Origin of the sequence: Bradyrhizobium sp. CCGUVB23, assembly GCF_024199885.1 — a bacterium.
Classification (GTDB): Bacteria; Pseudomonadota; Alphaproteobacteria; order Rhizobiales; family Xanthobacteraceae; genus Bradyrhizobium.
In genome coordinates, this window is record NZ_JANADQ010000001.1 from 3,138,058 (window position 1) to 3,164,974 (window position 26,917).

At 64.5% G+C, this 26,917-nt stretch carries 17 protein-coding genes; 2 read left to right on the forward strand and 15 right to left on the reverse strand.

Annotated elements, in window-relative coordinates:
* Positions 1 to 2 precede the first annotated feature (2 nt).
* Positions 3 to 485 (forward strand): CinA family protein, encoded by a 483-nt coding sequence (locus tag NLN62_RS14330; RefSeq protein ID WP_254109202.1) that lies wholly within the window; start codon positions 3 to 5, stop codon positions 483 to 485.
* Positions 486 to 654: 169 nt separating this feature from the next.
* On the opposite strand, the gene NLN62_RS14335 is transcribed toward NLN62_RS14330, so the two are convergent.
* The 13 genes from NLN62_RS14335 to NLN62_RS14395 all read right to left on the reverse strand — a co-directional run bounded on the left by NLN62_RS14335 (position 655) and on the right by NLN62_RS14395 (position 14,986).
* Positions 655 to 930: a DUF1488 family protein gene (locus NLN62_RS14335; protein WP_254109203.1), complete on the reverse strand. Its 276-nt coding sequence runs from the start codon at positions 928 to 930 to the stop codon at positions 655 to 657.
* Between the two features lie 81 nt (positions 931 to 1,011).
* Positions 1,012 to 1,656, reverse strand: coding sequence for a M48 family metallopeptidase (locus NLN62_RS14340; protein ID WP_254109204.1), 645 nt, complete (start codon positions 1,654 to 1,656; stop codon positions 1,012 to 1,014).
* Between the two features lie 155 nt (positions 1,657 to 1,811).
* Positions 1,812 to 3,302, reverse strand: a complete 1,491-nt coding sequence (locus NLN62_RS14345) for an AMP nucleosidase (protein WP_035661277.1) — start codon at positions 3,300 to 3,302, stop codon at positions 1,812 to 1,814.
* Between the two features lie 182 nt (positions 3,303 to 3,484).
* Complete coding sequence (locus NLN62_RS14350; RefSeq protein WP_254109205.1) at positions 3,485 to 4,819, reverse strand: HlyD family type I secretion periplasmic adaptor subunit; 1,335 nt, start codon at positions 4,817 to 4,819, stop codon at positions 3,485 to 3,487.
* Positions 4,816 to 6,567: a type I secretion system permease/ATPase gene (locus NLN62_RS14355; protein ID WP_027521371.1), complete on the reverse strand. Its 1,752-nt coding sequence runs from the start codon at positions 6,565 to 6,567 to the stop codon at positions 4,816 to 4,818. The genes NLN62_RS14350 and NLN62_RS14355 overlap by 4 nt, the downstream gene beginning before the upstream one ends.
* Before the next feature lie 237 nt (positions 6,568 to 6,804).
* Positions 6,805 to 7,074: a GlsB/YeaQ/YmgE family stress response membrane protein gene (locus tag NLN62_RS14360; RefSeq protein WP_027521372.1), complete on the reverse strand. Its 270-nt coding sequence runs from the start codon at positions 7,072 to 7,074 to the stop codon at positions 6,805 to 6,807.
* A 377-nt stretch (positions 7,075 to 7,451) separates the two neighbouring features.
* Positions 7,452 to 8,429: an ABC transporter ATP-binding protein gene (locus tag NLN62_RS14365; RefSeq protein WP_254109206.1), complete on the reverse strand. Its 978-nt coding sequence runs from the start codon at positions 8,427 to 8,429 to the stop codon at positions 7,452 to 7,454.
* The gene (locus NLN62_RS14370; RefSeq protein ID WP_254109207.1) at positions 8,426 to 9,841 is read right to left on the reverse strand and encodes an amidase; all 1,416 of its coding nucleotides are present in this window, start codon (positions 9,839 to 9,841) and stop codon (positions 8,426 to 8,428) included. The genes NLN62_RS14365 and NLN62_RS14370 overlap by 4 nt, the downstream gene beginning before the upstream one ends.
* The gene (locus NLN62_RS14375; RefSeq protein ID WP_027521375.1) at positions 9,838 to 10,035 is read right to left on the reverse strand and encodes a hypothetical protein; all 198 of its coding nucleotides are present in this window, start codon (positions 10,033 to 10,035) and stop codon (positions 9,838 to 9,840) included. The genes NLN62_RS14370 and NLN62_RS14375 overlap by 4 nt, the downstream gene beginning before the upstream one ends.
* A complete protein-coding gene (locus NLN62_RS14380) occupies positions 10,032 to 11,093 on the reverse strand; it encodes an ABC transporter ATP-binding protein (RefSeq protein ID WP_254109208.1) in 1,062 nt (353 codons plus the stop codon). Before NLN62_RS14380 ends, NLN62_RS14375 begins: the two co-directional genes overlap by 4 nt.
* A gap of 183 nt (positions 11,094 to 11,276) precedes the next feature.
* Positions 11,277 to 12,179, reverse strand: a complete 903-nt coding sequence (locus NLN62_RS14385; protein ID WP_254109209.1) for an ABC transporter permease — start codon at positions 12,177 to 12,179, stop codon at positions 11,277 to 11,279.
* A 3-nt stretch (positions 12,180 to 12,182) separates the two neighbouring features.
* Positions 12,183 to 13,136, reverse strand: a complete 954-nt coding sequence (locus NLN62_RS14390; RefSeq protein WP_027521379.1) for an ABC transporter permease — start codon at positions 13,134 to 13,136, stop codon at positions 12,183 to 12,185.
* Positions 13,137 to 13,327: 191 nt separating this feature from the next.
* Positions 13,328 to 14,986 (reverse strand): ABC transporter substrate-binding protein, encoded by a 1,659-nt coding sequence (locus tag NLN62_RS14395; RefSeq protein ID WP_027521380.1) that lies wholly within the window; start codon positions 14,984 to 14,986, stop codon positions 13,328 to 13,330.
* A 201-nt stretch (positions 14,987 to 15,187) separates the two neighbouring features.
* On the opposite strand from NLN62_RS14395, the gene NLN62_RS14400 reads away from it, so the two are divergent.
* Positions 15,188 to 16,783, forward strand: a complete 1,596-nt coding sequence (locus tag NLN62_RS14400; RefSeq protein WP_254109210.1) for an ABC transporter substrate-binding protein — start codon at positions 15,188 to 15,190, stop codon at positions 16,781 to 16,783.
* A gap of 194 nt (positions 16,784 to 16,977) precedes the next feature.
* Here the strand turns inward: NLN62_RS14400 and NLN62_RS14405 are convergent, their stop codons facing one another.
* A complete protein-coding gene (locus tag NLN62_RS14405) occupies positions 16,978 to 19,206 on the reverse strand; it encodes a CHASE2 domain-containing protein (RefSeq protein ID WP_254109211.1) in 2,229 nt (742 codons plus the stop codon).
* Between the two features lie 125 nt (positions 19,207 to 19,331).
* Entirely contained in the window at positions 19,332 to 26,909 is a 7,578-nt protein-coding gene (locus NLN62_RS14410) for a FecR domain-containing protein (RefSeq protein WP_254109212.1), read from the reverse strand.
* Positions 26,910 to 26,917 lie beyond the last annotated feature (8 nt).

The following is a 26,917-nucleotide window of genomic DNA, read 5'->3' on the forward strand; positions in this document are numbered from 1 at the left end:
AGATGAAAGAGCTCGTGGGGATTGCGGAACAGGCCGCGGCCAAATTGATCGCGCGCAAAGAAACCATTGCAGTGGCGGAATCCTCCGCCGGCGGCTTGATCGCCGCGAGCCTGCTCGCAGTGCCTGGCGCCTCGGCCTATTTCCTCGGCGGCGCCGTGGTCTATACACGCGATGCGCGGCGCGTGCTGATGGATATTTCGGATGACGGCATGAAGGGCTTTCGCTCCTCATCCGAGCCTTACGCAAGACTGCTCGCCGAACGGATGCGCAAGCGCTTCGGCTGCGACTGGGGCCTGTCCGAGACCGGCGCGGCGGGCCCGACCGGCAATCGCTACGGCGACGCCGCCGGCCATAGCTGCATGGCGATCGCCGGCCCCGCGACCGAAGTGATGACGCTGGAGACGGCCAGCAACGACCGCTTCGCGAACATGCAGACGTTTGCCGCGACGGCGCTGAGGCTGCTGCTGCGAAAACTTTCGGAGTGATTTCGATCCGCGACGTGAGGATGAGAAAGTATCGCTGCACATACCGCAGTCATGCCCCGCGAAAGCGGGGCATCCAGTACGCCGCGGCTTCTCGATTCTAGCTGCGCTGTCTCTGGAGTACTGGATCGCCCGGTCAAGCCGGGCGATGACGGCAGAAGGCGCATCGGCGCTATCCCCCCAGATGCTTGGTAAAAATCCGCACCACATACCCCTTGAAGCGCGGCGCTTCGTCGTAGAGGTCTGAGGCGATCCGTTCGATGGTCTCGCGCAGCGAGAGAAATTGCGCCTGGCGTGCGCTGCTTTCCGTGCCCTGCATGCCGGCGAGCTCATCCATCGCGGCGTCGCTGATCTGGCACGTCACTTCCTCGCCGTCACTCAGCATGGTGAAGCGGAAGGCCAGACGTTCAACGTCGTGGCCGATGATCTTGTCGCGCGTCAGCGGCATCCAATTGTCCCGGTCGCGCCCCCGGCCGGGACAATGCGGAAATTTTTGCGGCTTGTCACCGCTTTTGGGGTGAGTTAGCCGTCAATACACCAGCGCCGTGCCCGTCGGCTTGTCCAGTGCCGCGGCCAGCGACTTGTATTCCTCGCAAGTCGTGCCGCAGATTGCGGCGATCTTTTCCAGGTGATACATCGCCTGCTCGCGATTGCCCTGCTCGAGCTGCCACAGGCCGTAATACTGCCAGGTCAGCACGTGGTTCGGATCGATCGCCAGGGCGTGCTCGTACCAGACCTGCGACTGCCTGTAGTCGCCGAGCTTGCGGTAGGAATAGCCGATGAGATTGGCGACGTTCGGATTGTCGTCGCGGCCGAGCGCCTTCAGTTGCGCGATCGCGGAGGCATAATCGTTGCGCTCGTAGATGGTGTCATAGGCCGCGCGATAGGCAGCCGCAAAGGCGGGGTCGCCGATGCTCGACTGGTTGTTGGGCTTCTTGCCCTTCTGGGTGGCCTTCGTGCCGGACCGATTCGGATAGGACGGCGCGGGCGTATTCCGGTTCTGGCCTGCGGACGTACTCGCAAAGGGATCAACACCCCCCGCACCTCCGCCTCCACCTCCGCCTCCGCCGCCACCACCACCGCCTGCCGCAAAGACCGGGGCGAATATCGGCGGCACGAACAGCGCCACCACACATGCTCCCAGCACGACATACCTGATCAGGGGATTGCTCATGTCTGCTCCTGTGGCCTTGGTCAAGGGAGCCCCGGATAGGTGTTAACCCTGCACTGGCAGTGAATATTCCGGAGGGCTTGTGCGCTCACGCAGACGTCAGTGCGGCGTATGACAGTTACGCTGCCCTAAGCGCACGCGAGCATCAGACGCTGAAGCTACTGAAATGCCACCTCGGCAAAACTGCGCAGCTTACGCGAATGCAGGCGTTCCGACTCCTGGTGCTTGAGCCGTTCGAGCGCCTTCAGGCCGATCTCGAGATGCTGGCTGACGCGCTGCCGGTAAAATGCGCTCGCCATCCCTGCGAGCTTGATCTCGCCGTGCAGGGGCTTGTCCGAGACGCACAGCAAGGTGCCGTAGGGAACGCGGAAGCGATAGCCGTTGGCGGCGATCGCCGCAGATTCCATGTCGAGCGCAACGGCGCGGGATTGCGACAGACGGCGAATGACCGCGGCGCCGCTGATCTCCCAATTGCGGTTGTCGACGCTCGCGACCGTTCCGGTCCGCATCAGGCGCTTGAGCTCGAAGCCGGACAATCCCGTGACCTCCTCGACCGCCTCCTCGAGCGCGACCTGCACTTCGGCAAGCGCCGGGATCGGCACCCAGGGCGGCAGCTCCTGATCGAGCACGTGGTCCTCGCGGACGTAACCATGCGCCAGCACGTAGTCGCCGAGCCGCTGCGTATTCCGGAGGCCGGCGCAATGTCCGACCATCAGCCAGGCATGCGGCCGCAGCACCGCGACATGGTCGGTGACGTTCCGCGCATTGGAAGGGCCCGTGCCGATGTTGATCAGGGTGATGCCCTGATAGCCGGGCTCGACGAGATGGAAGGCCGGCATCTGCGGCGCGCGATCCGGCGCAGTCCCGCTCGTACCGCCGCCGAACCTCGCGTTGCGGGTGATCACGTTGCCCGGTCCGACGAAGGCCTCGATGCCGTCGTCGCCCGATGCGAGCCGCTGCTGGCAGAGTTGCACGAAGGCATCGACGTAGAACTGGTAGTTGGTGAAGATCACGAAATTCTGGAAGTGCTCGGGATCGGTGCCGGTGTAGTGATAGAGCCGCCGAAGTGAATAGTCGACGCGCGCCGCGCGGAACAGGGCCAGCGGCTCCGGCGCTCCGGGCGCCAGCGCGAGCGTGCCGTCGGCGATCGCATCATCCATGGCGGCAAGATCGGGCGTGTCGAACACGTCGCGCATGAGCCGTGTGCCGACCGTATCGCCCGTGCTGATCGCCGCCTCGATGTTGATGTCTCGCCGATAGGCGAAATGAATCGGGATCGGCTCAATGGACTCGCCGATCTCGACCGGCACACCGTGATTCTTGATCAGCAGGCTGATCTGCTCGGTGAGATAGGTCCGAAACACGTCCGGCCGCGTCACACTGGTCTCGTGCACGCCGGGTCCGGCAACGAAGCCGTAGGCCAGGCGCGAATCGAGCCGCGCATGGGTGGCGGTGGTCAGGCGGACGAACGGGTAGAACGCGCGCACGCGCGTCGTCGGCGACCTGCCGCCCAGATAGGCCTCGAAGTGATCGCGCAGGAATTTCGTGTTGCGCTCGTAGATCTCTTCGAGCCGGGCGACCGCAAGGCTCGCATCGGTGAAGGCTTCCGTGGCAATAGTCGGCGGGGTCTGGATCGGGGCGTGATGCATGTGTCTGACGCCGTTTCATGCTGAGTAGTCTGCTCGGAGCCAGAGTATAGCAACAACGGCGCCGCTCATTGCAACTCGTCATTGCGAGGAGCTCTTGCGACGAAGCAATCCAGGCTGCCGCCGCGGAACGATTCTGGATTGCTTCGCTACGCTCGCAATGACGATTGAAGCGGCGCTCCGCCTCACTTCTCCCGGAACGCCCGCATCAGCTGATCGTGCAGCGGCTTCATCAGGTAGGACAGCATGGTGCGGTCGCCGGTCTGCACGAAGGCCTCGACCGGCATGCCGGGGATCAGCTTGACCTCGCCGAGGCGGGCGACCTCTTCCGGCGGCATCGAGACGCGGATGGTGTAATAGCTCTGCCCGGTGCGCTGGTCGGTGGTGACGTCGGGCGAGACGCGGCTCACGACGCCGTTGAGCTCCGGCGTGGTGCGCTGGTTGAAGGCGGACAGGCGCAGCAGCGTCTTCTGGCCGACCTGAAGCTTGTCGATGTCGGTCGGATTGACTTTGGCCTCGACCTGCAGGTCGTCCTGCTGCGGCACGATCAGCATGAGGGTATCGCCGGCGGTGACGACGCCACCGACGGTGTGCACGGTCGATTGCAACACCATGCCATCCTGTGGCGCGCGGATGTCGACGCGGCGGAGCTGATCCTCGGCGGTGACCTTGCGCTCGATCAGCTCGCCGATCTTGTCGTTGGTCTCGCGCAAATCCTTTGAGACCTCGCTCACCATGTCCTTGTCGACCTGGATGATCTGCAGCTCGGTTTCGGTGATCTTGCCCTTGGCCTGGGCGCGCGAGGCGATGTACTGCGCGCGCTCGCCGTTGAGGCGGGCCGAGTCGCGCTCTAGCGTCGTCAGGCGCGAGAGCTGCACCAGGTGCTTGTCATAGAGATCGCGGACACCGGTGAGCTCCTGCTGCACCAGCACGATCTCCTTGTCCTTGGCGGTCTCCTGCGCCTTCAGGCCCTCGATTTCCTCGTTGAGCTGCTGGATGCGCTCACGAAGCTGCGCCTTCTGACCGGCACGGCCATTGACGCGGACGTCGAACAATTTGCCTTCACTGGCGAGCAGTGTCGCCACGTCGGGATCGCTTGCGCGATCGAGCAGCCCCTGCGGGAATTCGATCTTTGCAAGCCCGCGCTGCTCGGCCTGCAGCCGCGCCGCGCGCGCCTGGCCGGCGTCGAGGTTCTTGGTGACGATGGCGAGGTTCGCCTTGGTGACGGTGTCGTCGAGCCGCACCACGATGTCGCCGGCCTTGACCAGGTCGCCGTCGCGGGCGCGCACCTCGCCGACCACGCCGCCGGTCGGATGCTGCACCTTCTTCACGTTGGATTCGACGACGATCTGCCCCGGCGCGATCAGCGCGCCGGAGATCAGCACGGTCGACGCCCAGCCGCCGAGCCCGACGGCGAGCAGCAGCACGATCCCGAGACCGAGCAGCAGGTGAAACCTGATCGACTGCCGCACGCTTCGCTTTGCCGCGGGCTTGGCGCCCGCCATCGTCATCGAGCTCATGGTTTGGCCACTCCGCCTTCGCTGACGATCTTGATCGGCGGCGCCGGCGGGGCGACGCGCGGCTGCAGCACCTGTGCGAGCACCTGCTCCTTCGGGCCGAAGGCCTGCATGCGGCCGTCGCGCAGCACCAGGATCTGATCGACCGCCTCGACGCCAATCGGCCGATGCGCCACGACGACGACGATGGCCCCGCGCTCGCGCGCGGCGCGGATCGCGCGGGTCAGGGCTTCGTCGCCTTCGGTGTCGAGGTTGGAGTTGGGTTCGTCGAGCACGATCAGGAACGGATTGCCGTAGAGCGCGCGCGCCAGCGCCACGCGCTGGGCCTGGCCGGCGGACAACGCCGTGCCCTGCTCGCCGACCTGGGTGTTGTAACCCTCGCGCATCTTGATGATCATCTCATGCACGCCAGCCTCCTTCGCCGCGGCAATGATGGCATCGGAGGTCGCGTCGGGATCAAACCGGCTGATGTTCTGCGCGATACTACCGCCGAACAGCTCGACGTCCTGCGGCAAATAGCCGATGTGGCGGCCGAGCACGTCGGAGGCCCACTGGTCGAGCGCCGCGCCGTCGAGCCGCACCTTGCCGCGCACCGGCTGCCAGACGCCGACCAGCGCCCGGATCAGCGACGATTTGCCCGAACCGCTCGGGCCGATCACGCCGAGGCCCATGCCGGCATTGAGCGCGAACGTCACGTCCTGCACGATGACGCGCTGATCGCCCGGCGGCACGATGCTGACGCCTTCGACCGCGAGGCGGCTCGAGGGCGCCTGCAACTGGGTCGGCATCGCCTGGGCCGGAATCTGCTCCAGCAGGCGGCTGAGCCGCTGCCAGCTCTGCCGCGCGGCGACAAAGGACTTCCAGTGCGCGATCGCGAGATCGACCGGCGCGAGCGCGCGCGCCGAGAGGATCGAGCCCGCGATGATGATGCCGGCGGTCGCCTCCTGATGAATGACGAGATAGGCACCGACCGCGAGCACGGCCGATTGCAGCATCATGCGCAGCACTTTTGCGATGGCACCGAGACCGCCGGCGACATCGCTGGCGCGCTGATTGCCGGCGAGATATTTTTCGTTGGCCTCGCTCCAGCGCTGGTTGAGCCGGCCGGCCATACCCATCGCCACCAGCACCTCGGCATTGCGGCGGCTGGAAGCGGCGAGATCGTTGCGCTGTGCGGCGAGGCTCGTCGCCTCGCGTGCGGGCCGGCGGGACATGAACTCCGTCACCAGCGTGAGGCCAACCAGGATGATCGCACCGACCAAAGCCGTGACGCCGATCAGCCAATGGAAGGCGAAGCAGATGGCGAGATAGAGCGGCAGCCATGGCAGGTCGAAGAACGCGCTCGGTCCCATGCCACCGAGGAAGGAACGGACGTTGTCGAGGTCGCGCAGCGGCTGGAGGCCTTCGTTGCGGTTGCCGGCCAGGAGCGGCAGACGCACGATGGTGTCGAACACCCGCTTGTTCAGGGCCTCGTCGAGCGCAGTGCCGATACGGCCAAGGATGCGGCCGCGTATCAGGTCCAGAACGCCTTGCGCGATGTAGAGACCGCCGGCGAGGATGATCAGGCCGACCAGCGTCGGGATGCTGCGGCTGGGCAGCACCCGATCGTAGACCTCCAGCATGAAGATCGACCCGGTCAGATAGAGCAGGTTGATCATGCAGCTCATCAACCCGAGGCCCAGGAACGCAGCGCGACAGGCACGCAAGGCATTACCGAGTTCGGAACGGCGCAAGCCGGGAACCGCTGCCATCAGTCGCTTCTCATCGGATGAGGGGTAAAACCCCTGATTTCACAAGCTAAATTTGGGGTACTCGACCCAGATTAATATCGCGTTTGTGGCTGTCGTCCAATGCACGACAGTTGATCAACAATCTCTGGCTCAAAACCTCTAGCGCAGCCGCGCTGCGGCGCAAATCCGGAATTCCACAGTTTTTGGAGCTGCCGCGACGAATTTATCATCGCGGCGGCCGGTTTTTCGCAGGAACCGCTAGAGCCGCCCGCCGCCGCGCACCAGGCGGACCACCAGAAGCAGAATGATGGCGCCGATTGCGGAGTAGATGATCTCCGAGACCAGCCCCACGCCGAGATGGATGCCGAGCCGCGGGAACAGGAAGCTCGCGACAAACGCGCCCGCGATGCCGATCACGATGTCGCCGATGATGCCGAACCCGCTTCCGCGTACCACCTTGCCAGCAAGCCAGCCGGCAACCAGGCCGACGAACAGGATGACGATGAGGCTTTGGCCAGAAATGTACATAAGTTGAAGTCCCTCTCCGTGAATGGGGGCGCATGGAACCCTCCCCGGGATGAATGGGAACTGAATGCCTGTCACGTCTCCCCAGGAGGTCTCACCCCGACAAAATGTCGAAAACAACCCAATGCAAAGTAGAACCGGCCTTTGGCTGGACGCGCGCGGTGGATCGCGGCAACTGCGTGCTGGTGCTTGAGATTTTTGAGGTGAGGAGCATTTCGAAGTGAGGAGTGCACCCGCTCTCTCATTCCCTCCCCCCTTGCTGGGGAGGGGCAGGGAGGGGGGTGGCACGAACGCTGACCTCTCCCGGGGCTACCCCCCTCCCCGCGCAAGGGAGGGAGTGCAGTGTGCACGTGGCTGGGCTTGAGATCGAAGGGAGCAAGCTACGAAGCGACCGTCGCCGCCTCCGCGAGCACACACCGCGCCGCCCTGCCGGGTCCCACCTGCACGTTCGCGGGCAGTTGCTCCAGGCACTGCGGCTGGGCGACGGCGCAGCGGGGGGCGAAGGAGCAGTTGTGCGGTTTCTGGCCAAGCGAGGGCGGAGTTCCGGGGATGGTCTCGAGCCGCGCGCCGCGCTTGGCGCCGTGAATGGTCGAGGCGAGCAGGCCCTTGGCGTAGGGGTGCACCGGCGCGCGCACGATGTCGCGCAAGCTCCCCTGCTCCACGATCTGGCCGGCATACATGACCGCGACACGGTCGCAGATCTCGATCGCCACGCCGATGTCGTGGGTGACGAAAATGACGGACATGCCGAACTCGCGCTGCAGCTCGCGCAGCAGCAAGAGGATCTGGATCTGTACGGTGGCATCGAGCGCGGTGGTCGGCTCGTCCGCGAGCAGGATCTTCGGCCGGCAGGCGAGCGCCAGCGCGATCATCGCGCGCTGGCGCATGCCGCCGGACATCTCGTGCGGATAGGCATCGAGCCGGCGCTTTGCGGAAGGGATGCGCACGACCTCGAGCATCTCCAGCGCGCGCCCCCACCCTTCCGCATAGCTTTTGCCTTCGTGACGCACCACGCTCTCGGCGATCTGCGCCCCGATGGTGTAGACCGGATCGAGCGCAAGCGCCGGCTCCTGGAAGATCATCGACACCGTCTGGCCGCGGAATGTAGAGAGCTCCTCTTCGCCCATGGCGAGCACGTCGCGGCCCATGACGTTGACGGTGCCCGAGATCTGCGTGCGCTTCTTCGGCAGAAGCCGCATCAGGGCGCGCAGCGTCACGCTCTTGCCCGAGCCGGACTCGCCGAGCAGGCCCAGCACCTCGCCGTCACCGAGCGAGAGATCGAGATCGTTCACGGCATAGACCGTGCGCTCGCCGGTGAAGCGGATGTTGAGGCCTGAGATCGCGACGAGCTTTGTCATGACGGCAGCTTCGGCACCTTGGCGTGATAATCGGTCGCGCGCTGGAACGCGGCGCCGATGGTGAGCAGGGTCGCTTCGTCGAACGCGCGACCTATGAGCTGCATGCCGACCGGCAGGCCGCCTTTGGTGAAGCCCGATGGCACGACCAGCGACGGCAGGCCGAGATAGTTCACCGGACGGGTGAACAGCGTCAGCCGCTGCAACAGCGCCGGCGCATGCGCATCCCCGCCGACATCGCTCTCGGCGATCGTCGGCGCCGGCACCGGCGAGACCGGCGCGATCACCGCATCGACGCCGGCGATGGCCGCGTGATGGGCGGCAAGCGCAGGTCCGCGCCAGCGCATCGCTTCGAGATAGGTGATGGCGGGGACCGCAAGCCCGTTCTGGAGACGCATCAGCACCTGCGCGCCATAGTCCTGCGGACGTTCGATCAGCCAGCGCTTGTGGAAGGCGGCGGCCTCCACCGCCAGCACGAGCTGGCTCGCCGCCTGCAATTGCCGCTGATCCGGCAGCTCGACCTTGACGATGTCGGCGCCCTCGCGCTTGAGCACGGCGATGGTCTCGTCGAGCACGCGCGCCACTTCAGGATCGAGATCATCGACATAGAAGGATGTGGGCACGCCGATCTTGAGGCCCTTCAGCGAGCCTTGTGTCGCGGCAACGTAGTCCGCCACAGGCTCGGCGCTCGCTGTCGGATCCTCAGGATCAGGACCCGCCATCAGCGCGAGCAGCAGCGCGCAGTCCTCCGCGGTCTGCGCGAGCGGACCGACGGTGTCGAGCGATTGCGACAGCGGCATCGCACCGGCGCGGCTGACGCGGCCCCAGGTGACCTTGAGGCCCGTGACGCCGCAGAAATTCGCGGGCATGCGGATCGAGCCACCGGTATCCGAGCCGAGCGCGGCGAAGGTCAGCCGCGCCGCGACCGCCGAGCCCGAACCCGACGACGAGCCGCCGGTGATATGCGCGACATTCCAGGGATTGCGCACCGGACCATAATGGCCGTTGTGACCGGTCGGCCCATAGGCGAACTCGGCCATGTGCAGCGTGCCAAGCCGGACCTGGCCGGCATCCTTCAGGCGCTGGAGCGCCGTCGACGTCGTGGTGGCGACATAGTCGCGGCGGATCAGCGAGCCGCAGGTCACGACTTTCCCTGCGTCGTAATACATGTCTTTGTGCGCGAGCGGCACGCCGTGCAGCGGGCCGCGCACCTCGCCTTTGGCGAGCGCCTCGTCGGCCTCTTCAGCCGCCTTCAACGCAGCCTCCGACTCGATCGCCATGAAGGCGTTGAGATGCGGCTGCCACTGCGCGATGCGATGCAGCAGCGCGCGCGTCACCTCGTGCGAAGACAACTGCTTCATCGCGATCGCGCGCGCGACCTCGGTCAGCGTCATCAATGCGGGTTCAGTGCTCATGCCGGAACCTTCGTGGTTTGCGCCAGCACATAGAGAGACGGCTCGAGATCCATCGGCAGCGTGCCGGCGATGGTCGCAAAGCCGTCGAACACGGGACCCATGTTGTTCGCGATACGAACCGCGATCTCGTCCTCGACGGGGACGCCGGCTGTGTCAGCCATGGCCTTGATGTCTTTTGCGGTCGGTCTTGTCATGCTGCTCCATCTTGCGGCGCGCGGCTGTGGCCCGATCCCGGTATGGCCATATAGCAGGCGGCCTCGTGGCCCATTGTATCGAGCGCGGTGAGCTTTGGCGTTACTTTTGCGCAGAGCGGCTCCGCGAACGGACAACGGGTGTGGAAACGGCAGCCGGAGGGCGGATCGATCGGGTTGGGCGGATCGCCCGAGATCGGCGGCGTCTCGGTGCGCTTGTCCGGATCGGAGGACGGCATCGCCGCCAGCAACGCACGCGTATAGGGATGGGCGGGCGCGTCCCAGACCGCATCGACCGGGCCGAGTTCGACGACCTCGCCGAGATACATCACCAGCACCCGGTCGGAGATGTAGCGGACCACGTTGAGGTCGTGGCTGATGAAGAGATAGGTGAGCCCGAATTCGCGTTTGAGGTCGGCTAGCAGGTTGAGCACCTGCGCCTCGACCGACTTGTCGAGCGCAGAAACGGCCTCATCCAAAATCACCAGCCGCGGCGACAGCGCCAGCGCCCGCGCGATATTGACGCGCTGGCGCTGGCCGCCGGAGATCTCGTGCGGGTAGCGATTGGCGAAATTTTCCGGACGCAAGCCGACTTTGCCGAGCAATTCGCGCGCGAGCGCCCGGGCCGCGCCGTCGGTCATGCCGTGGACCTTGGGGCCGAACGCGATCGATTCCTCGATCGTCAGGCGCGGGTTGAGCGAGGCGTAGGAATCCTGGAACACCATCTGCATGCCCCGGCGCAGCTCGCGCAAGCTGAGCGCCTGGCCGACGGTCATGCCGTCATAGATGATGTCGCCGGCATCGCGCTGCATCAGATGCATCAGGAGCCGCGCGGTGGTCGACTTGCCGCAGCCGGATTCGCCGACGATGCCGACGGTCTCGCCCTTGGCAACGGAGAAGGACACGTTGTCGACGGCACGCACCGTGCGCTTCGCGCTGAACAGCTCGCCGCGCACGGGGAAATGCTTGGTCAGGCCATTCACCCTTAACAGCGGCTGCGCGACGCCACCGCGATCCTCGACGGGCTCCAGCATGGCAATGGAGGCGTTGGTGTCGATCATGATCGTCGCCCTTCACCTCTCCCCATCGGGGAGAGGTCGGCGCGCAGCGCCGGGTGAGGGGCACAGGTCCCTCGATAAAGCGTACCCCCTCACCCAGATCGCATCTGACGATGCGATCCGACCTCTCCCTTTGGGAGAGGTGATCTTCGCCGCGGAGCCAGTGTCGGTCGATGTCGTCATCTCTTAGTTCCTGATGTCCATGGCGCTGCGCAGGCCGTCCGAGAGCAGGTTGAAGCAGATCGAGACCGCGAAGATCATCGCGCCGGGCAACGCTGCGACCCAGGGATTGACGTAGATCGCGGTGCGCAGCGTGTTCAGCATCAGTCCCCACTCCGGCTCCGGCGGCTTTGTGCCGAGCCCGAGGAAGGAGAGACCGGCGGCCAGGATCATCGAGACCGAGATCAGGCTGGTCGCATAGACGAAGATCGCGCCCAGCACGTTGCCGAGGATATGCACGCGCATGATGGTGAACGCCCCCGCACCGGAGGCGCGCGCGGCCTCGACGAAATCCATGTTGCGCACGCCGGTGGTGACGCTTTCGGCGACGCGGGTGATCTGCGGCACGAACACGATGGTCAGCGCCACGATGGAGTTGAGGATGCCGGCCCCTAACGCACCGGAGATGGCGATAGCAAGCAGCACAGAGGGGAAGGCGTAGAACACGTCAACCGTGCGCATGATCGCGGTGTTGAGCTTGCCGCCGACATAGCCGGCGACGAGGCCGAGCGAGGTGCCGATGCCGAAGGCGAGGATCACCGGCAGAATGCCGATGACGAGGGAGAGACGACCGCCATAGATCAGCCGCGCCAGCATGTCGCGGCCGAGCTCGTCGGTGCCGAGCGGATAGCCCGTCGTGCCGATGTGGCGCAGGCGGCGAATCATCGAGCCCTTGTAGGGGTCCTCGAGGCCGAGCCACGGCGCGAGCAGTGCGGAGAGGAAGATCAGCAGCAGCACCAGCGCGCAGGCCATGCTGACCTTATCACGCATGATGCGGCGGCCCACTGTCGCCCAGTAGCCGCGCGCTTTCGTCGCGGGTGCGGCCTGAAGCGCTGCTTCGCTGGTGGCTGACAACGGAAGCTCGCTCATCGGCTAGCCCCGCTTGATGCGCGGATCGATCGCGGCTTGCGCGATGTCGACCAGCAGATTGAGAAAGACGAAGAACAGCGCCAGCACCAGGATCGTGCCCTGCAACAGCGGCAGGTCGCGCTGGAAGATCGCGGAGTTGAGCAGGAAGCCCGAGCCCGGCCAGGAGAACACCGTCTCGATCAGGATCGAGCCGCCGAGCATGTAGCCAAGCTGGAGGCCCATTACCGCCAGCGCAGTGGGCGCGGCGTTCTTGATGACGTGGCGGAACACACCAGTTTCGCGCAGGCCTTTTGCGCGCAGGGCCTCGACGAAATCCTGGCTGAGGATGTCGCCGGTGAGCGCGCGCACGGTTCGGGTGACGATGCCCATGGGAATCACGGATGTCGTGATCGCCGGCAGCACGAGATATTGCAGATGCGCCCAGTCCCAGGCCCATGCGCCGGAGCCGCCGGGGCCGGCGCCGACCGCGGGCAGCCAGTTCAGTTCGACCGAGAAGATGATGACGAGCAGCATGCCAAGCCAGTAATGCGGCACCGAGACGCCGGCGATGGCAAAGGATGTCGCCAGCTTGTCGATCCAGGTCTCGCGGAAATAGCCGGCGATCAGGCCAAGCAGGATCCCCATCGTGAAACCGATGATGGCAGCCGCGATTGCAAGCGTCACGGTGTTGCCGACCGCGCGCATCACCTCAGCAAGTACGGGCCGTCCCGTCGCAATGGAATTACCGAGATCGCCGTGCAGCGCGCGCAGCAGCCAGAGGCCGAACTGCACCGGCAGCGGCCGGTCGAAGCCGTAGGCCGCACGCAGTTGCGCCGCAAGCTCCTGTGACGCATCGGCCGGCAGCACGGCGACGAGCGGATCGCCGGGCGTGATGTGCACCAGCAGAAAACACACCAGCGCCACGCTGATGACGATCGGGATGACGTAGACGATGCGTCTGGCGATATAGGCGAGCACTGGTCTTCTTCCTTCCTTCTCCCCCTGTGGGAGAAGGTGGCGCGAAGCGCCGGATGAGGGGTTCTATCCGCGGGTACTGTCGTTTCAAATGCGAGAGGGTCATCCGCGGAGAGAGACCCCTCACCCGGCTTCGCTTTGCGAAGCCACCCTCTCCCGCAAGGGGAGAGGGTGCAGCGAGCGCGTTGCGCGAACTACGGCACCATCGACACCGGCGAGAAGTCGACGAACCAGCTCTTGGGCTGCACGAAGCCCTTCACCTTCGGGCTCATGGCGCGCGGGGCGACGTCGTGGGCGACGTAGAGAAAGGCGGCGTCGTCGACGGAGGCCGCGTGCAGCTCGGCGAGTGCGGCGTCGCGTGCGGCGGGATCGAATGTCTGCCGCGCCTTGGTGACCAGCTCGTCGAATTTGGGGTTGTTGATGTAGCCCCAATTGTTCGAGAGGGGCGGCGCCATTGACGACTGCAGGAAGCGCACCAGGGCGAAGAACGGATCCATCGCCGCATAGGTCACATTGACCGCGTTGGAGCCGTTGGCGGAAGCATCCTTGGCGCCGCGCCGCCAGTTGTTGACCAGCGTATTCCACTCGATGACGTCGAATTGCACGTCGAAGTAACATTCGGCGAGTGCCTGCTGGAGGTATTCGTTCATGGGCAGCGGCATCATCTGGCCGGAACCCGAGGCCGAGGTCTGGATCTTGACCGCCACGTGCTTGTTGGGACCATAGCCCGCCTCTGCCATCAATTTCAGCGCGGCCGGCTTGTCATACTTGATCAGGAAGGTTGGATTGCCGCGCCAGGGATGGCCGGGCTCGAAGGTGCCGGTCGCCGGCACCATGTATCCGCCGAGCAGGCCGTCTCGCAGGCCCTCCCGGTCGATACAGAGATTGGCCGCTTTGCGGACGCGGATGTCGCTCCAGGGCGAGCCTTCGACCCGCGAGAACTGCCACGGCCAGACATGGGGCTCTTCGTTGGAGTAGATGACGAAACCGCGCTGCTTGATCTGGGCAATCGCGTCGGGCGCGGGCGCCTCGACCCAGTCGACCTGCCCCGACAGTAGCGCCGCGGTGCGCGCATTCGCCTCCGGCATCGGCAACAGCACCATGCGGTCGACATGTGGAACGCGTGCCTTGTCCCAGTAGTTTTCATTCCTGGCGAGCTCCAGCCGCTCGCGCGGCGTAAAGCTCGTCATCTTCCACGGACCGGTGCCGGAGGCATCGCGTGCAAATGCTTCCCATGCGGCGGCCGATTTCGCCTTCGCATCAGCGCCGCTGGCGGCGTCATAAAGCTTCTGCCATTTCGCAGGGCTCGCCATGAACAGATTGGAGAGATTGATCGGCATAAAGCTGTCCGGCTCCTTCGTGGTCAGCTCCACCGCCAGGTCGTCGATCTTGCGAGCGGACAGCAGCGTCGGCATACGCGAGGCGGTGAGGCCGACCTGGCTCGGGTCGTATTGCAGGGCATCCTTGTTCAGCACCTTGTCAACGTTCCACACCACAGCATCGGCGTTGAAGTCGCTGCCGTCATGGAATTTCACGCCAGGGCGCAGCTTGAAAGTCCACTTCTTGTGATCGGTCTCGTCGACCTTCCACTCGGTCGCAAGCCCCGGGATCAGCACGCTCGGCTTGTCGGCCGAGGAGAGGTCCCACATGGTCAGTGCGTCGTACATGGTGAGGCCGGTGAAGCGATTGCCTTCGAATCCCTGATCGGGCTGGCCCAGCGTGCGCGGAATATCGGCAGCGGTCATGCCGATGCGCAGCACGGTTTCGGCACCGGCCGCACGCGGCCAGGCCGCGGCGGTTGTGAACGCCAGCGCCGCAATCAATGCTGCGCGGGTGGTTTTATCGATAAGCATCGCCTCAATCCTTTTCCGGCTTTCGATGATTATTTTTGATGCAAGCCCATGCAATGGCTGTGCCAATGGGGAAACTTATTCTGCAAATTGCCCCTGTGACGACAAGTCCTTGTGATGCTGCGCAGGCGAAGGTGCTACGCTGCCTATTCTGGCATCAAGATTGCAAGTTCGGCTCCAAATTATTCGTTGGGAGCTTTGGTCATGCGCAATCGAATCTCGACCGGTCTCGTCGCGCTTGCGCTGGCGTTCTCCGCAATCTCGGCACGTGCCGAAACCCTGGTGCGTTACGGCATCTCGATGGCGGATATTCCGCTGACCACAGGCCAACCCGATCGCGGCGCCGGCGCCTACCAGTTCACGGCTTACACGATCTACGATCCGCTCGTTGCGTGGGAGATGGACGTCGCCGACCGGCCGGGCAAGCTGGTGCCGGGGCTCGCCACCGAATGGAAGGTCGACAACACGGACAAGACCAAATGGCGCTTCACCTTGCGCAAGGGCGTGAAGTTTCACGATGGCAGCGATTTCAACGCCGATGCGGTGATCTGGAATCTCGACAAGGTGCTCAACGACAAGGCGCCGCAATTCGACAAGCGACAGAGCGCGCAGGTCAAGACCCGGCTTCCTTCCGTCGCGAGCTATGCCAAGATCAACGACGATACTGTCGAGATCACCACCAAGACGGTCGATTCCTTTTTTCCCTACCAGATGCTCTGGTTCCTGGTATCGAGCCCGGCACAGTATGAGAATCTCGGCAAGGACTGGGACAAGTTCGCAAGCCAGCCCTCCGGCACCGGCCCGTTCAAGCTCACGAAGCTCGTGCCGCGCGAGCTCGCCGAGCTCAGCAAGAATCCGGACTACTGGAACAAGAAGCGGATTCCGAAGGTCGACAAGCTCGTGCTCGTGCCGATGCCGGAAGCGCTGACGCGCACCAATGCGCTGCTCGCCGGACAAGTCGACCTGATCGAGACGCCCGCTCCCGACGCCGTGCCGCAGCTGAAGGCAGCCGGCATGAGGATCGTCGACAACGTCACGCCGCATGTGTGGAATTATCATTTGAGCGTGTTGCCGGGCTCGCCCTGGACGGACATCCGCCTGCGCAAGGCGCTCAATCTCGCGATCGACCGCGACGCGGTGGTCGGGCTGATGAACGGTCTCGCAAAACCTGCCAAGGGCCAGGTCGATCCGTCCAGCCCGTGGTTCGGCAAGCCGACGTTTGAACTGAAGTACGATCTCACTGCTGCGAAGAAGCTGGTCGAGGAGGCCGGGTACAGCAAGGACAAGCCGCTAAAGACCACCTTCATCATCGCGCAGGGCGGCACCGGCCAGATGCTGTCGCTGCCGATGAACGAATTCCTGCAGCAGAGCTTCAAGGAGATCGGCATCGACATCGACTTCAAGGTCGTCGAGCTCGAGACGCTCTACACCCACTGGCGCAAGGGCGCGGCCGACGAGATGAATTCCGGCATCACCGCCAACAACATCGCCTACGTCACCTCCGACCCGCTCTACGCCATCGTGCGCTTCTTCCATTCGGGCCAGATCGCGCCGGTCGGCGTCAACTGGGGCGGCTACAAGAACCCGAAGGTCGATGGGCTGATCGACGAAGCCAAGCAGACTTTCGATACCGCGAAGCAGGACGAGCTATTGGCGCAGGCGCATGCAGAGATCGTCGACGATGCCGCGCTGGTCTGGGTCGTCCACGATACCAACCCGCATGCGCTATCGCCGAAGATCAAGCAGTTCGTGCAGGCGCAGCACTGGTTCCAGGATCTGACGACGATCGGGGTGGAGTGAGGGGCGGCGCATGCTGCGCCATGCACTCCGATGTCGTCCTGGCGAAAGCCAGGACCCATAACCACCGGCCTTTGTTTTGCGGAGACTGGCGGTTGACAGCTCGGCACCACAGCTACGCCCTGGGGTAATGGGTCCTGGCTTTTGCCAGGACGACATGAATATTGTGCTACTACGATCCTCACTCATGCCATCTGCTACTTCGACAGCAGCGCGTAGGCGCCGTTCCAGTCGTCCGGCGGCGGATTGGCCTGGAAATACCTGATCCGCGCCTCGTACAGCCTGAACAGCCTCTCCAGCGTGTCGGCGTCTTCGCTTTTGCGGCCGCGCTCGATCGCGTCCAGCGCGCCCTGCCAGTCGCGGCTGCGGTAGCAGGCGAGCATCTCGATGGTGAGGTTGCGCAGGCGCTGGAAGGCGCCAGAATTCATCACGTCCTCGCGGCCGACGACGGCGTAGATGACCTCAGGCTCGGTCTTGCCCTTCACCATGATGAAGTCGAGCTCGAGGATCGCGAACTTGTCCTTCGCGGCAAGCGCGGTCTTCGAGCCGACGATGATCGGGAAGCCGTATTCCTTGGTCTGCCCCTCCAGGCGCGAGGCCAGATTGACGCTGTCGCCGAGTACCGAATAATTGAACTTGAGGTCCGATCCCATGTTGCCGACCACGCCGACGCCGGTGTTGAGGCCGATGCCGACATTGAGCGGAATGTAAACATGGCCGCCGTCGGCGGCTTCCTCCTCGCGCTCCTTGTTGACCTCGTCGATCTTCTCCAGCATGTCGATCGCCGCCTCGCAGGCGTTGATCTCGTGCTGCTTGTCGTCGAGCGGCGCGTTCCAGAACGCCATGATGGCGTCGCCCATATACTTGTCGACATAGCCCTTGCGGGCGAGGATGGCGTTGGTGAGCGGCGTCAGGAAGCGGTTCATCAGCGCAGTCAACCCTTGCGGGTCGTGCTTGTAGGTCTCCGAGATCGTGGTGAAGCCACGCACGTCGGAGAACATGATCGTCATCTCGCGCTCCTCGCCGCCGAGCACGACCTTTTCTGGCGACTGCGCCATCTGCTCGACCAGAACAGGCGACAAGTATTGCGCGAAGTGGCCGCGGATCTGCTTGCGCTGCTGCTGCTCGCGCACGAAGCTTGCAAAGACCAGCGTCAAATAGATCGCGGTGGTCGAGAACAGCGGATAGGTCGGATCGATCAAGAGGCGATAGTGCACATAATAGTACCAGGAGAAGCCGCCCAACACCGAAGCGAACAGCGCGCCGACGCCGACCAGCGTGACGGGCCCGAATTTCGGCGCGAAGATGATCACCAGGAGGCCCATGATGATGGCGGCGAAGAACTCGATCGCGAGGCCGTAATTCGGCTGCGAGATGACCGAGCCGGTCAGCGCGCTTTCCAGCACCTGGGCGTGGATCTCGACGCCGGGCATGGCGGGATCAACCGGCGTCGTCTTGATATCGTTGAGGCCTGTTGCCGAGGTACCAATCAGCACCAGCCGTTGCGCGATCCGATCCGGCGCAACCCGCCCCTCCAGCACGTCGACCGCTGGCACATAGATCGAGGGATCCTGCGGGGCGAAATGCACCCAGAGCTGGCCGTTCTTGTCGGTCGGGATCGAGAAGCCCTTCACGCCGACGCTGCGGATGCCTTCCTTGTCGGTCTTGACCAGCATGGTGTCGGAGCCGGTAACCACGCGCAGCATCTCGAAGGTCAGCGAGGGCATGATGACGCCCTGTGCCTGCATGATGACCGGTACGCGGCGCACGATCCCGTCGCGCTCGGGCCTGATGGTGAAGAGACCGCGGCCCGCAGCAGCGGCTTCGATCACCGGGACATTGCGCAAGAGGCCAGGGAATTCGTAGAGGAAGGGAAGCGGATCCTCGCCCAGCGACGCCAGCCCTGTCTGCGGCAGCTTCTTGTCAAGAAGCGCATTCGAGTTCGGGAGGCCGGACTCACCCACCACCACGCGCGACGACTTGATCGCCGCGGCAAAGATCTGGTCGTTGCTCGGCAGCGCCTTCAGCTTTTCGCGCGTCGCCTCGTCGAGGCTGCGAAACGTGTCGGCGGCGATGTCGGGGTTGAGCCGGTCGGGCTCAGAAAACACCGCGTCGAAGGCGATCGCGGCCGCGCCGAGCCGCGTCAGTTCGGTGACGAGGTCCGCAATCTTCGTGCGCGGCCATGGCCACTGGCCAATCACCTTCAGGCTCTTCTCGTCGAGATCGACGATGATGACGGGCTTTTGGGTCTTCTGACGGGGGTCGAACTTCTGGAAGTAATCGAAGGTGCGGACGCGAAACTCCTCGACGAACCCCGGATCGGCGAGGCGCACGGCGGCAAAGCCGACGAGCAGCGCAAGGCAGACCAGCCGCGCATAGCCGAACCTGCGCGCGAACCACCGCCGCCATATCCTGAGCCGCTTCATGCCTGTTGGACTTCCCGTAAACCGACCAGGGGCGATTTTGGATCGTCAGGACGCAAATGGCCATGGCCGCAAGCGACGATCCGGGGATTTTTTGCTGTCCCCGCGACCGGAGAGCGAGGCTCGCGCTACGTCGTGCCGTGGTTCGTGACGATGAAATCGCTCGCGTGCAGGTTGCCGGCGGCCACGTTCTTGAGCAGGATCGTCTCGTGATCGTCCAGCGTGATCAGCGTATCGGCGTTCTGCTGCGTGATGGTGAGGTCGGCGACCGAATTGATGGTATCGAACTGCCGCAGGTCGATCTTGTCCTGGGTCGTATCGAAGCCGTAGACGGTGTGCTGGACGGCGTCCGTCGTTGACGCCGGGCCGAACACGAACTGGTCCTGCCCGCCGCCGCTGATCAGCGTGTCGCTGGACTCGGTGGCGAAGATGACGTCCTTGCCGCTGGTGCCGGTCAGCGTGACCGGACCCGAGCCGCCTTCGTCGAAGATGAAGTTGACGGTGTCGCTGGCGCCAAGGCTGTCGGTCACCTTGAAGGTGATCATGTCGGTATCGGGCGGGTTGGCGCCCGGATCGTAGGTCACGCTGTGGAGAGCCGTGTTGACCTGGTCGAGCGAGACGCCATCGATGGAGGACGGCGTCACGCCGGTGCCTTCCTTCGCGCCCTCGGTCTCCGCCGTCACCGTGTAGGTTTCCGTCGAGGACCCCGAGATCGACAGACCCGTGACCGTGTCGGTATTCGTCGCCTCGTCGTGCACGTGGGTGAAGTGAGTGGTGTCGATCACCGGCGACTGGTGGCTCCAGAGGAGCTTGGTGCCGCCGCTGCCGTCGCTGCTCGTGCTGAAGCCGGTTTCGTTGTAACCGCCGGTAATGGTGAAGTAGTCGCCGTCGCCGGTGCCGTAGTGGACCTCGAGCCCGCTTTCGGTCGATACCAGCGAAACGTTCTTCGGGTCGATGCCGGCGAGATCGATATTGTCGCCGTAACTGAAGCCGGTCACCGTGCCCGTGAAGTGCGACGTAGAGTCCAGATGCAGCGTGCCGACGCCAGAGCCGACGAACTGGATCGCGGAATCGGAGGTGCCGCCGAGCTCGAGGCTCGCGCTCATGATCTGAACCGTGCCGGAGCCGGTGAGATCGCCGAGGATCGTCGTTGCCCCGGTATCGGCAACGAGAACGCCGTGGTTGGCAACCGAGCCGGTGTCGTTGATGGTGCCCTCGAGGACGAGCTTGCCGTAGACGTCGATATGGATGTCGCCGCCGACCGACATGGCGCTCGCCGAGCCGTTGAAGGTCGTGGTGCCCAACACCTCGAAATGGGAATAGGAGTCGGCGGTCAGCGTCGTGCCGTTGATGATCGAGGCGCGCAGCAACGCGACCGAGCCCTCTCCGAACAGGTCGATCTCGCCGTCATTGATCGTGGTGTAAAAGAGGCCGATATGCCCGCCGTCGTCCGCTTCCAGCGTGCCGCCGGCGTTGTCGATGGTGCTGCCGGACAGATTGCCGAAGTTCAAGATCCCATATCGTTCGTCGGCGACGATGGTGCCGGTGTTGACGACGTGCTGGACGGCGTCAAGATAGGCATCGGCGACGTCGATATGGCCGTGATTGACGAGGGTGCCGTTCACCAGCAGAAAGCTGTCAACGCTTTCGTACTCGGAGTCGTAGCCGGTGCCCTTAATGTCGAGCCTGGTCACGCCGGAGAGCGACAGCCCGCCGATCGTGGTGCCGTTGCCGTCCACCGCCAGATCCACCACGCTGTCGGTATCGACCAATGCGGTTTCGGTCGCGGTGGGGGCGTGACCCAGCGACCAGTTGCCGTCATTGTTCCAGCTCTGGTCGACGTCCCCCGTCCACACGTCGACATTCGCATCGTCAGCGGCATTCAACGTGATCAGCGTGTGGCCGGTGCCATCGTCACTGGCGGCGAAATGCGCGTTGCTGTAGTCGCCGATCAGCTTCACCGTGATGCTGTGGTCGTAGGCATCGCTGACGACGAGGTTGCCGGTCTCCGCGTCATAGGTCGCGGTGGTGCCGCCGTCGAAGGTGATCATCGACAGGTCCAGCTTGTCGGTCGTGGCCAGTCCCGCAATCGAACCGCCGAAACTCGCGGTATCGATCTGGAGCTCGGCGCCGTCCCCTGAGAAGGTTATGGTCTGCGCGACGGTGGCGTTGACCTCGAGCGTCGCATTGGCGTCGATGGTGACGGAGCCGGAGCCTGACAGCGAGCCGAACAGCGTCATGGTGCCGCTGTCGATCTCGATGCTGCCGGTGTTGGTGATGGCGCCGGTGATGGAGGTCGTGCCCCAGCTCTCGATCCCGCCGGAGTTGGTGATGGCGAAGGCCGCACCATCAGCACCGGAAATCGACGCGCCGTCGTGCAGATCGATCTCGCCGGCATTGCCGAGGGTGGACAGGGTGCCGAAGAAGCTCGAACCGGACACCGTCCAGGTGCCGCCGGCCTCGTTGCTGAAGGTCGCGCCGGCGACCGAGATATTGCCGTTGATGTCGCCGGTGTTGTTGATCGTGACGTGGCCGCCAGTCTCCACGATGGCATAGGTCGTGGAAGTCACGGCACCAGTATCGTCGGGCCCGATGGTGCCGGAATTGTCGATCAGCGCGGAGCCGGTGGCGTTCTCCTGGACGAAGATCGCGGCATGGCCGTCCGCGCCCACGACCGAGCCGGTGTTGGTGACGTGGGTCGAGCCGGTCGCGCCGTCGCTGTTCTGCGTGACGACGATGCCGACCGTGCCGGTGCCGGTAAGGTCGCCGTCATTGACGATGGTGATGTCGCCGCCGCCGGTGGCAAACGCGGACAGGCCGACAAAGCCGGTGGCGTCGCCTTCATTGGTGACGCTGACGTCGCCGCCGCCGTGATCGAAGGCGCCGATTGCGGTGCCGGCGGCCGTAATCGACGACGCCGTACCGGTCATCACCGTGACGTCGCCGACGCCCCAGGTGAAGGCCTCGATGCCAAAGCCGGCATCCGCCGTGATCGTGGCGTCGCTCTCGACCGTGACGTCGCCATTGACCTGGCTGGAGAAGGTGGAATTGCCGCCGGGCTTGTAGCCGGCGATGATCGCGCCTGGCGTGGTTTCGTCGTTGTTCAGAGTGGAGCCGGAATGGATCGTTCCATGCGCCTCGACCGTGATCGTGCTGTCCAGACCGCTCGCGATGGCAGTCGCATAGTTGACCGCCACGATGCCCGAGCTGCCCGACGTCAGCACGTCGCCCGTCGACAGCGACACGTCGATATCGCCGGCGTCGATGCTGTAGGCGAGGATGGCGTAGCCTGAGGTGCCCGTGACGTTGGCGTTGGCGCCGACGGTGACTTCGACATCGCCGGTGCCGCCGCTCAAGGCTTGCGCCCGGATGCCCTGAACGGCGCCGGTCACTGTGGTACCGGCCTCGTCGTTCACGGTCACGTCGCCATTGCCGTAGTTGTAGGCGTGCAGGCCATAGCCGGCGGCGGCCGTGACATTGGCGTAGTTGTTGATGGTCACCGAGCCGTTGACGTCGGTGTTGGCGACCGAGCCCGTCGTTGCGCCGTTGTAGCCAGCCTGGATGCCGGCCGGCGGATTGCCGCTCTGGTTGAGGTTGCTGCCGGAATTGATCGTGCCATAGGCGGTGACGGTGATCGTGCTGTCGCTGTCCGCATCGATCGAAGTTGCCCGGTTGACCGCGACGATGCCGGAGCTGCCGGAGTTGATGAAGGTGCCTGCATCCGTGGTGACAGTCTCGCTGCCGCTGCCGTAGCTGCGCGCACGGATGCCGTAGACCGAGCCTCCGGTGACGTTGCCACCCGCTTCGATGCTGATGTCGCCGTCACCCTTGGTCGTTGCGTCGATGCCGTAGGCGCCGCCCGCGGCGCCGCCGAGCTGCTCGATGGTGATATCGCCGGCATTGGCGGTGTTGAGATTTTCAACGAGCAGGCCAACGGAATTGGCGCCCGTTCCGGTCGCCTTGCCGGTGAGATTGGTCACGGTGATGTCGCCGGTTCCGGTCGCGCTATCGCGCAGCCAGATGCCGTTGCCGTTCAGGCCCGTGATGTCCTTTGTCGCCGCCAGCGAGATGTCGCCGACGCCGTTCTGGGTCACGAAGATGCCGCCCGCTGCGCCCGTCAGCGCGCCTGTCGGCGTGAGCACGATGTCGGCGGCATCGCCGATCGTGCCGCCGCTTGCCGTGAAGTCGAGCGCATCGCCGCTCGCCGTGGTGACGTTGCCAGCGCCCGCGATGGTGAACGTGCCGCCGGACGAGGACTGGCCGGCGATGGTGCCGGTAAAACTCTGGCCCGCGACATTGTCGAGCTGAAGCGTATCGGCGCCGCCGGCAAAAGTGACCGTCTGCGCGTTGGCGCCGGCGAGCTCCAGCGTCGCGCCGTCGTCGATGATGAGCGAGCCGGTGCCGCTGAGGCCGCCGGCGAGATCGAGCGTGCCGCCCTGCACTTCGATCGTGCCGGTGTTGGTGACCGCGGCCGTGATGCTGTTGCTGCCGGTGACGGCGTAGATATTGCCGGCGTTGCCGAGGCTTCCGCCGTTGATCGTGACGTCGGACAGATACAGCTTCGAGGTACCGTCGACCGTCACCGTCCCCGTCGTGTTGGTGACCGTGACCGTACCGAGCTTGAGCACGCCGCCGTTGATCGCCTCGAGCGTACCGGCGTTGATGATCAGATCGCCGGTGATGTCGAGCTCGCCACCATTCGCCTCGATGAGGTTCTGATTGGTGATGGTGTGCTGCACGAGCGGGTCGATCGTCAGCGTCCCGCCGGTGACGTCGATCGTACCGGCGTTGGTGATGTCTGCGCTGTTGATGGCACTGATTCCGGTCGAGACCAGCGTGCCGGACAGCGTCAGCGTGCCGCCGGTGATCTCGGCCTGATCGAGGACCAGCACGCCATGGTCGTCGACGGTGATGGTGCCGGACGAATTGGCGACCTTGGTCCCAATGTCCAGCGTCAGCGTCGCACCGGCCTGGATTTCGATGGTCGAGTCGTTGTCGACGGTCTCGTTGTCGAAAGCGACGGTCCCCGTGACGGTGACGGCGCCGGAATTGTCCAGCTTGCCATTGGTCAGGAAACTCGTCCCCTCCAGCACCAACGCGCCGCCGATGATCAGCTTGCCGCTGTCGATGGTCCCGCCGTTGATGTCCAGCGTTGCACCGGCATCGATCTTGAGCTTGCCGCCGGCATTGTGGATCTCGGCCAGCATCTTGAGTGTGCCGCCGGTGAGCTCGATCGTGCCGGCATTGGTGATAGAGGCGCCGACGGCGAAGTCGCCGCCCCCCGCGAGCGTCAGCGTGCCGGAATTCGTCAGCACGCTGGTGTCAAGGATCTCCGCTTTGCCGCCGACGGAAATCGTGGCGCCCACGGAATTGGTCAGGATCGAGTCGGCGCTGAGACTGAGCGCTCCGGCGATCGTCAGCGTGCTCTGGTTGATGACCTGCGGCGCCGTATGCCCGGCGGACGTGTCGAAATCGTTCATGGTCAGCGATTTGGCGAACGCCGCCTCGTCGATCGTGACCGGATAGGACGGCGTCAGGCCGTGCAGCTGATCGGTGATGACGATGACGTCGTCATTGATCGTCGGCACGGTGCCGGTTTCCCAGTTCGCGGCGTCCTTCCAGAAGCCGCCGGGCGGCGACCCGGCCTCGGTCGTCGCGACCCACACCACCGCGGGGCTGTCGGTGCCCTTGATGGTGACGGTGACGGTCTGGGTCGCGGTCGCGCCCTGCGAATCCGTGACCGTCACGGTGTAGGTCAGCGTCAGGACCTCACCCTTCGGAATGAAGTCGGCGAGGTAGACGGGCAGATCCGCGAGCGACCAGTCGATGACGCCGTCGCCCGTCCCGGTGCTGTCCGTATCGATCGCAACCGACATCGCTTTTTCGAAGATCGCCAGCGGTCCCGGCGGCACCGTGCTGCCGTCCGGCAGGGTCGCGCCGGTCAGTTTCACCGACACCTTGTGGGTGTCGGTGAGATCGACATCCTTGAAGGTCAGCGTCCCCGAGGTCGGCACCTCTGAGGTGAGCGGACCGCCGGGCACGCTGGTGCCGCCCGCGAAGGTGATGGTCGGAACGCTCGAGGTGATCACCGGCGTGTCGTTGGTGCCGGTCACCGTGATGGTGATGTCGACGAAGGCAGTTTCGTTGAAGGCGGCGAAATTGTTGTCGACGCGGACCTTGTAGGTCAGCGTCAGCGTTTCGCCGGCGGCGAGGAAATCGAACGCGTTGTCCGGAACGCTGTAGGTCCAGCTTGCCGAGCCGGTGTTGGTGTTGCCCGAGGTGGGAACGACCGTGATCTTGGCCTCGGTCGCGGCAATGTCGGCCTTTTGCAGGTCCGACAATCCGGCGGTGACGTCGTCGTGATTGGCGTTATGGTAGGTGAAGGAGTCGAAATTCACCTTCACGGTCGGCCGGTCACCGAGGTTGTAATCGAAGAAGGTGATCTTGCCACCGATCACGTCGAGATCGCTGGTATCGCCGGTCTTGCCGTCGAGCTCAGACAGCGCGAACGCCGCCTTCACGTTGCCGTTGAGGTCGAGGCTGCTCGCGAGCGGCGCGCCGGGAACACGGCTGACGGTCGTCGGCTTGTCGGAGGTATTGGTCGACTGTTCGTTGTTGCCGCTAGTGACTGTGTTGACGAAAGTTACCTGCGCCGTCGCACCGCTCGCCGTCTTGATCAGCAACAGGTTGGCGTCCTGCGTGATCGAATCGGTCGAGTTGTTGGTCAGCTTGGTGTTGGTGCCGTTGTCCGTGAACTTCAGCGAGAACACGTCCGTGATCAGCTTCTGCACGTCCGGCGACAGCAGCGCGTTGGTGACCGAGACGTTGCCGCCGCTGATCTGGATCATCTGCCCCGCCTGGTTGACGGTGGCGATCGGCAGCAGCGTGACCTTGTCGAACAGGATGTAGGAGCCGGTGGTGCCGTCCGGCTCGACCAGCACCTGGAAATTCGCCTGCGGTTGCGGATCGCCGCCGCCCGACGGAATCGAGAAGCTGATTTCCGTCAGCACGGCGGTGCCGCGGATGCCCATGGTGGCGACCGGCGTATCGATCTTCATGTCGCCGTGCTTGGCGGTCTCGCCGGCGACGAAGGTGATCGTGCCCGCGACCAGGCTCAGCAGTGAGGAGTTGCTCGACCCGTTCGGGTCATAGACCATCTCGTTCAGCACCATCCGCGCGTTGGAGGAGAGGCCGAAGACGGTGCCGTCGATGAAGGTGACGCCGAGGGTCGAGTCCGACCCGGTCGAGAGAACGTCGCCCTTCTCGACGTTGTCGCCGTTGTTCAGGATGATCGAGACGCCGTTGCGGACCGCGGTCGCGCTGCCGGTCAGTTTGGTGATATGGCCGATGACCTGCGCGGCGGCGGCGCCACCCGCCGCCTGCGCGTACTGGATGTTGCCGGCGAGCGCATTGACGAGGTCGCCGGTGAGATGGGCGCCATCGGGCGAGGCGATCGCGGCGCGCTTCTCGCCCTTGAAGTAGTCGTGAATGACGAACTCGTGTCCGTCATTGGACAGGACGAGATCAACGCCTGCGCGCTTGAAGTCGCCATGGAACAGCAGATTGGGATCGGGAACGAAGAACGCGCCCGGCGGCACGGTTCCATGACCCGAAACGGAAAACGATTCGACATGGCCATCGGCGGGCGCGTGGAAACCCTGGCCATGCAAGGAGAGCGCGGCGTCAAATTTGCCAGCGTAGTTCAACGGGGGAG